This window comes from Paraburkholderia sp. BR14320 (genome assembly GCF_040948665.1).
Taxonomy (GTDB): domain Bacteria; phylum Pseudomonadota; class Gammaproteobacteria; order Burkholderiales; family Burkholderiaceae; genus Paraburkholderia; species Paraburkholderia youngii.
The window spans coordinates 1-3,488 of record NZ_JBFPKG010000138.1; the positions used below are offsets into that span (position 1 = coordinate 1).

Genomic DNA, 3,488 nt, shown 5'->3' on the forward strand with positions numbered 1-3,488 from the left:
GTTCCAGAACCATTCGCACAGCCCGCTCACGAACTTCAGGCGAGTACCTTGGGCACTTCTTCTTCGTGTTTTCCATAGCTCCATTTTCTCAAGAAGTGGAGCCTCCGGAAATCCCGGGGCGGTTCAGGGCGCTGAAGGAGCTGGTGGTCGCGGTCGAGCGGACCAAGGCGCAAATTCGTGCGCGCGTCGAGCATCCGTTCCATGTTGTCAAGAACCTGTTCCGGCATCGCAAGGTGCGCTACAAGGGGTTGCTCAAGAACACTGCACAACTGTTCAGCCTGTTCGCGCTGGCGAACCTGGCGATGGCGCGTAACCGGTTGCGCCCATGTCATGGGAGCAGTCCGTCTGGCGTGTGAAAAATGCAGGAAGTCGGTCGCGTAGGTGCCCAGAAATTGCTGCGACGGCCTTCCTGTTTTAAAAATCGCGAGCCGTATGCGCTGGATCACCGGCGGCGGGCTCATTGATCAGCGTTTCCCTAGGGGTGTCCGCCGTGGTTTCACGCTTCGCAGCGATCGATTTTGTCCGGCTTGCCGAAAGGGCGAGCCAGTCGTTGGCTTGGTCAGATTTAAAATCCGGGCAAGGCGCGCTGCAGACCGGGCTGGAGAGTTGCGAATTGAAAATTACTCGCCTTCCAGCGGATCGGGTTCACCGAGTGCCTCGTCAATTAGCCGCCTGACTCGTCGCATGGCTTCGCCGACGGCCGCAGTTGCGGGGTGCACCGAGTGGTAATGCTCCGGTTTCGCGAGCGGCGCGCCGGTGCGCACGTCGTCCCGGTGGGAAAAGATGCGCTCGACAAGCAGCGTGACATTGGAGCCGCCGCGTACGTCGTCGTGCGCTGTCACCGTGATGCTGAAGCCTCGGTGCGTCTGTCTATCGAACATGTCATGTCTCGGCGGTACAAGCGATAGGTCAAGTCTAGCTCAGTGGGGTATCTGGTTCTTCGCGCGACCCGGGCTCCCGAAGTGTGTGCCCAGGTCTCGGCCGCTCGGAGTCGGGCAGCATCCGTCAGCCCCTGACAAGCCGAACTGCCCAGGTCCGCGGTAACCATCGGCCCGATCTTCGAGGGCCAGTTAAGCTACGCGTCACGCGCCGCGCGCGCTTCTTCGAACAGGACGTTTTTAGCGAGGTAAGCGACTCAGCTGGGCCGTTCGCCCATTCGCGTGCGCGTAAAGCATGATGGTGAACTGGAGCAGGCGGTCAGGGAGACGGATCGGGCGCTACGTGCCCGACTACGACGCCACGCTCGACGCATACCTTGCCCAACTGGACACGCACGGCGTATCACACGGCGTGCTTGTGCAGCCCAGCTTTCTCGGCACCGATTGCAGCTATATGCTCGATGCGCCGCGCGCCGCAGCGGCTACGCGGTGTCGCGGTGATCGAGCGTGATTGTCGGATCGACACACTGACGGAGATGGCGAATGCGGGCATTGCAGGGATTCGGCTGAACCTGATCGGACATGCCGATCAGCCGCTCGACAGATGGGTGAGCGCGCAAACGCTCGCCCATGTCCGCGATCTCAGATGGCATGTCAAAGTGCATGTGGAAGTTGCGCGGCTGCAGGACATCGTCGAGCCGCTTCTGGACGCCGGCATGAATGTCGTCGTCGATCACTTCGGCAGTGCATCGCCTTATGTGGGGCAGCGACTGGCCGCATACGCAGTTTGAAGCAGACGAGGATTTTACTCACGCGCTCGAACTTCTACGCGCGCTGCTCCCGGTTGAAGAAGAGCGCAGGATTGTCCTGGCAGACCCGCCTGCAAGACTTTACAGGTTCGACATTGCGTGATTCACATGGCGCATTGCAACGGCAGCACTGGCTAAACGGATTGCCTAGCCGCGCAGCGGCGATCCGGTCTCAATGCGGCCATGAACACACATTCGACTCCAGCGCCTGGATTACTGACAATTCCCAAATTCGAAAGATGGAGGGGTGGTCCCAGTCCTGGTAGTTGGATGCATCATATGAAATGACTCGACGGGCAATGTGAGTGTGTGCGACGAGACCCGGGGGGCATGATTGGAAAGCAACGCACGAACTCCAAGCTGTTGATCTGCCGTACTGCCTTACCAGTCCATTCGTGTTCTCGGCCGACCCACGCTACCAGGGACGGTGTGGGTCACAGAAGTAGTCGGCAATGTCAGTGGCAACAGTAAAGCGTTTGTGGCTGGCCATCTCAGTGCCGCGATCCCATGTTAGCGATTTGTAGAGCGCCTGCGGCAATTTGCAGGCATGTTTGATGAGAGCATTGGCAACCGCCTCGCTGTCCTTGCTGACAATCTTCACAGCATGACATAGCGTGTCTGGCGCTCGACGAGCGTCGCAATCTGGCTGCTGCCGCTGCCGCAAAGCAAGTCACCTCCCCAATGTCCCGGCACTGCGCGGTCCTCAACGGTGGCTGCACGTTCGCTGATCGACACCGTGTCGCGGATCCTGCCGTGGTCGCCCGTCTTCTGCGTGTAATGGCGGGAACCGCATGACCCGCGTACGCCGTAGATGTTCCAGCGATTCCTTCTTCAAGGCACCACGGGCCTGGATGAAGAGACTGCGGTAGATGGTCTCGTGTGACACGTGGTAATCCTCGTTGTCCGGGTACGCGCGTGTCTGTATCAGAGGCCGGAGGTATCGCGCATCGGACCGTCTGCGGTGCGAGGATTACGCCGATTCAGCATTGCCGCGCAGCATAGTTCGTCGACATGACGAAGCGCCGCAATGACATATGTAACGGGTACGAATGTCGTCGGTGAGCACACCGTCAACTGACAGGCGATAGTCAATGAAGAGTTCATGGCCGGGTGCGATAGCGGTGAGGGCATGAATGAACACCCGCGCGCCCGTCTCGATCGCTTCGCAGTTGGGGGAGCAGGCGTGATTTAGAAATCGGGCGCTGTTGCCTCCACGGCTGCCGTCGATCACACGCCCATCGGATAGGCCGAACACGAACGTGTGACCAGCCCCGGAACGTTGGCGGCCGGCGGCGCGCCGCCAACTGGTCAACTCCCCCTTGTACTCGATGACCCGTTCGCCTGCAGCAATCGGCTGTAGGGCGAACAGTCCCATGCCATGTACGGGAGAACGTCGTGCGGTGATGCGGCGCAATCGCATAGTCTGACTTCCTTCGGGTGCGTCGGTCGTTGTGCGTGAAGTGTTGGGGCGTTGTGAGCATATCGCCACGGTCGTTGCCATTCAATGTCTTCTGCGCGAAATTGCAACTAACAGTCAGGGCCGCCCACTTTGACAGTTGGGCGCCATTGCGCCCGGGCATCGACAGATCGAGCACGAGCACGTGCGCATGCGTACGCCACCGGGGATGCGCCGTTCAATGACTGGGTCGTTCTCGACTGTCTCGGTTGCAAATGGGGGTACGGCCAAGATTCGGTCGAATTGCTATCATAAGCCCTACGGTTATGAAGTCGATTCTCCTTATTCAATGGCAGCATAAGCCAATCAAGCCGTGAACGCCTCTCCGAACTGCCGTGCCCGCTT

5 protein-coding genes and 1 pseudogene are annotated in these 3,488 nt (G+C 59.7%); 3 read left to right on the plus strand and 3 right to left on the minus strand.

Translation table 11 applies throughout. From position 1 onward, the window contains the following. Window positions 1-356, plus strand: a 356-nt coding sequence (locus AB3X89_RS39105) for a transposase (RefSeq protein ID WP_368587925.1), incomplete at its 5' end; no start/stop codon positions are given. A gap of 264 nt (window positions 357-620) precedes the next feature. Here the strand turns inward: AB3X89_RS39105 and AB3X89_RS39110 are convergent. Then, window positions 621-881 (minus strand): hypothetical protein, encoded by a 261-nt coding sequence (locus AB3X89_RS39110; protein WP_368587926.1) that lies wholly within the window; start codon window positions 879-881, stop codon window positions 621-623. 458 nt (window positions 882-1,339) lie between these two features. On the opposite strand from AB3X89_RS39110, the gene AB3X89_RS39115 reads away from it, so the two are divergent. Together AB3X89_RS39115 and AB3X89_RS39120 are read left to right on the plus strand one after the other, a co-directional pair. Beyond that, window positions 1,340-1,669, plus strand: a complete 330-nt coding sequence (locus tag AB3X89_RS39115) for an amidohydrolase family protein (RefSeq protein ID WP_368587927.1) — start codon at window positions 1,340-1,342, stop codon at window positions 1,667-1,669. Further along, entirely contained in the window at window positions 1,635-1,790 is a 156-nt protein-coding gene (locus tag AB3X89_RS39120; RefSeq protein ID WP_368587928.1) for an amidohydrolase family protein, read from the plus strand. Before AB3X89_RS39115 ends, AB3X89_RS39120 begins: the two co-directional genes overlap by 35 nt. Window positions 1,791-2,105: 315 nt before the next feature. On the opposite strand, the pseudogene AB3X89_RS39125 reads toward AB3X89_RS39120, so the two are convergent. Both AB3X89_RS39125 and AB3X89_RS39130 read right to left on the minus strand, forming a co-directional pair. Next, window positions 2,106-2,597 (minus strand): annotated as a pseudogene (locus AB3X89_RS39125) (IS30 family transposase); the annotation flags it as partial. 60 nt (window positions 2,598-2,657) lie between these two features. Next, a complete protein-coding gene (locus tag AB3X89_RS39130; protein ID WP_184228276.1) occupies window positions 2,658-3,107 on the minus strand; it encodes an SET domain-containing protein in 450 nt (149 codons plus the stop codon). Between the last annotated feature and the right edge of the window lie 381 nt (window positions 3,108-3,488).